Origin of the sequence: Mesorhizobium sp. (assembly GCF_024509055.1) — a bacterium.
Taxonomy (GTDB): domain Bacteria; phylum Pseudomonadota; class Alphaproteobacteria; order Rhizobiales; family Rhizobiaceae; genus Mesorhizobium.
Genome location: NZ_JANINM010000199.1, coordinates 1 through 3,192, shown reverse-complemented (window position 1 = coordinate 3,192; position 3,192 = coordinate 1). Strand labels below are relative to the sequence as shown.

General features: G+C 64.3%; 3 protein-coding genes and 1 pseudogene. 1 reads left to right on the top strand and 3 read right to left on the bottom strand.

Annotation, left to right across the window (positions count from 1 at the left end; all coding sequences use genetic code 11):
* The 3 genes and pseudogenes from Q0L57_RS09430 to Q0L57_RS09420 form a co-directional block, all read right to left on the bottom strand.
* Positions 1–127, bottom strand: a pseudogene (locus tag Q0L57_RS09430) (carbohydrate kinase); the annotation flags it as partial.
* Complete coding sequence (locus Q0L57_RS09425; protein ID WP_296741529.1) at positions 124–570, bottom strand: RbsD/FucU domain-containing protein; 447 nt, start codon at positions 568–570, stop codon at positions 124–126. The pseudogene Q0L57_RS09430 and the gene Q0L57_RS09425, both read right to left, overlap by 4 nt.
* Positions 571–573: 3 nt before the next feature.
* Positions 574–1,800: an ROK family transcriptional regulator gene (locus tag Q0L57_RS09420; RefSeq protein WP_296741526.1), complete on the bottom strand. Its 1,227-nt coding sequence runs from the start codon at positions 1,798–1,800 to the stop codon at positions 574–576.
* A 203-nt stretch (positions 1,801–2,003) separates the two neighbouring features.
* Here Q0L57_RS09420 and Q0L57_RS09415 point away from each other — a divergent pair, with 203 nt between their 5' ends.
* The gene (locus tag Q0L57_RS09415) at positions 2,004–3,032 is read left to right on the top strand and encodes a sugar ABC transporter substrate-binding protein (protein WP_296741524.1); all 1,029 of its coding nucleotides are present in this window, start codon (positions 2,004–2,006) and stop codon (positions 3,030–3,032) included.
* The last annotated feature ends 160 nt before the right edge of the window (positions 3,033–3,192 follow it).

Sequence of the window (3,192 nt, the reverse complement as noted above, 5' to 3'; positions counted from 1 at the left end):
CGAGCCGGCCGAGCGCGATCGCCGAGTTGAACACCGCGCCGCCGACATAGGGCGCGAAGGCCGCTTCGCCTTCCGTGGTCGTGCGCGGCAGCATGTCGATCAGAGCTTCGCCACAGCAAAGGATCATTGTGTCTTGGTCTCCGGCGGATAGATCACGCCCTTGCGGATGATGATGTTGGCGTAGAGCCTGGGTTCGCTGGTCGCCACGATCGCGTGCGCGGCCTTGACGCGTGCATAGAAGTCGGGGCCGGCCAGCGCAATCACCTTGTGTCCCGGCGCGCGTTTGGCGCAGACCGCTTCCATCTCGTGGTGTACCGGGTCGGCAAGCGCGGGATCGCCCTTGACCGAGGCGCGGAACAACGCCTGGGGCACCGCATCATCGACCGGCAGCACGCTGAGCACGGCGTCGAGCACCGCAATGATCGAATGGCCATCGGCGCGGATCAGGCGCGTTGCCTGTTCCTCGGCGGGGTAGTTGCCGTCGACGATCGCGACCTCGTCGCCGTGGCCCATCGCCCGCAGCATTGCTAGAAACTCTGGGCCAAGCAGCGACGGGATGCCGATCAGCATAGGTCAGGTCCCTCGCGAAATCGTGTTCGAGCCGATCAGGAAGCGCTCGGACAGCGGCAGGCTGGCGCCGCCGAGGGCACGGGCATGGATGCCGACGGTTCCTTCGCGCACAGCCGGCAGCTTCAGCCCTTCCGCGTCGATGCCGGCGATGGCTTCCCTTATCGCATCGACCAGCCGGCGCCGGATGGTTACCGGCATCCAGCCATCAATCACCGCCGCCTCGAAATCGATGACCGACGAGGCCGCGACGATCGCATAAGCCAGCGCGCGCGACGCGCTGGCTATCCAGTGGTCGAGTTCGGCGCCGATCTCGCCCCACTCCTGCGGCGAGGACCACAGATACGAGCCGTCGATACCTTTGGCAGTGAGCGCTTTTTCCAGCATCGCGATCGAAGCGACGTCGATCAGCTGCGCGGGCTTGCCATCCGGCCCGGGCACCGGCATCGAGCCCAGTGCCCCGGCATTGCCGGTGGGGCCGCCATAAAGGCGTCCGTTCAGCACGATGCCGCCGCCGGCAAAGGCGCCGATGTAGAAATAGACGAAATCGCGCGCCGCTCCCCCCCGGCCGAAGACGAGTTCGGCGCCGCAAGCCGACGTGGCGTCGTTCTGCAGGTAGACCGGAAAGTCGCACTGCGCCTGGATGTCGGCGCGAATGTCGCGATGGCGCCATTCGTCCATGACGTCACGCGGCGCGCCTGCGGTGTCGGCCCAGTTCCAGAGTTCGAACGGCATTGCGATGCCTAGGCCGGCGATGCGCTTGTCCTGCGCCGGCGTCAGTTCGCCGCGCATCTTCTTGATGCCCTCGGTGACGAACGCCACCGTCTCGCGCGGCGCCGGGTAGCGGTAGGAGTTCTGCAACATCGAGCGCACGTTGCCGAGGAAGTCGATCAGCACCAGCTCCGCGCTGCGGCGGCCGATCTTGAGGCCGATGAAGAACGCGCCTTCCGGGTTGAGCGCCATCGGGATCGACGGCTGGCCGATCTTGCCGCGCAAGGGCGCCTGGCGCACCAGAAGCTTGTCTTCCTCCAGCTCGCGCATGATGACCGACACGGTCTGGGCTGACAGTCCGGTCATGCGTGCAATGTCGGATTTGGCAAGGCTGCCGTGCTGGCGCACGAGAGACAGCACCAGCCGTTCGTTATGGTCGCGCATGCCGCTCTGGTTGGTGCCGCGATGCAGCCGGCTCTCCAAAGCTTCGGGCGAACCGTGCCTCGCAATGCCGGTCTCCACCCTGTTCCTCCCGTCGTTTCCCCTCGATGCTTTTTGTTCAGAATGAGTGAACAACGCAAGCCTGTCAATAATAAATAAGAGTGATTTAATTATTGACAGTCGCTGCGGACTGGTGTCTTTTTGGTGGGCGTCCACGCTGGGAGAGCTTCGTTGGCGCAGGCGTCGGTTGGCCGGCGCCGGAGGTGGTTCACTGGGAGGAAATCATGGGTAAATGGAATATCCTGAAGGCGGCCGTTGCCGGCCTTGCCTTTTACGGTGCGATGGCCACGGCCTCGTACGCAGCCGACATTGTCGGCCTGATCACCAAAACCGAAGGCAACCCGTTCTTCGTCAAGATGCGCGAGGGCGCCCAGGCCAAGGCCAAGGAGCTCGGCCTCGATCTGCGGACTTTTGCCGGCAAATTCGACGGCGACAATGACAGCCAGGTCGCTGCCATCGAGAACCTGATCTCGGCCGGCGCCAAGGGCTTCGCCATCGTGCCGAGCGATTCCAGCGCCATCGTGCCGACCATCAAGAAGGCGCGCGACGCCGGTCTGCTGGTCATCGTGCTCGACACGCCGCTCGATCCGATCGACGCCGCGGACGCGACCTTCGCCACTGACAATTTCAAGGCCGGCGAACTGATCGGCGAGTGGGCCAAGGGCACGCTCGGCGACAAGGCCAAGAATGCAAAGATCGCATTCCTCGACCTCGCCACCAACCAGCCGTCCGTCGACTATCTTCGCGACCATGGCTTCATGAAGGGCTTTGGCATCGAGTTCAAGGACCTGAAGCACTATGGCGACGAGACCGATCCACGCGTCTGCGGCCATGAAATGACTGGCGGCGCCGAGGACGGCGGGCGCACCGCGATGGAAACGCTGCTGCAGAAGTGCCCGGACGTGAACGTCATGTACACGATCAACGAACCGGCTGCGGCTGGCGGCTATCAGGCGCTGAAGGCGGCTGGCAAGGATGACGGCTCGGTGCTGGTGGTTTCGATCGACGGCGGCTGCCCAGGCGTCAAGAACGTCGCCGCTGGTGTCATCGGCGCGACCTCGCAGCAATATCCGCTGAAGATGGCGGCCATGGCGATGGAAGCGATCGAGAAATTCGCCAAGACCGGCGAAAAGCCGAAGCCCACCCCCGGCAAGCAGTTCTTCGACACGGGCGCTACGCTGATCACCGACAAGCCGGTCAAGGGCGTCGAGTCGATCGACTCCAAGAAGGGCCTGGAACTTTGCTGGGGCTGATGCCTTCCTAAGAACCGCAATAAGGGACTAAACTCGCCGAAAGGGCGGCCCCGGCCGCCCTTTCCCGAAAGCATCGGGATCCTTGGGAGGGGATGAAGATGAGTGACGACGCAACCGGCTCGGCCACAGCCGAGCGCGGCCTTCGGGGCCACGACCAGTC

What these genes read in the sequence shown, in the direction of transcription:
- Q0L57_RS09425 (WP_296741529.1), bottom strand. Translation starts at nt 570, where the DNA reads ATGCTGATCGGCATCCCGTCGCTGCTTGGCCCAGAGTTTCTAGCAATG.
- Q0L57_RS09415 (WP_296741524.1), top strand. Translation starts at nt 2,004, where the DNA reads ATGGGTAAATGGAATATCCTGAAGGCGGCCGTTGCCGGCCTTGCCTTT.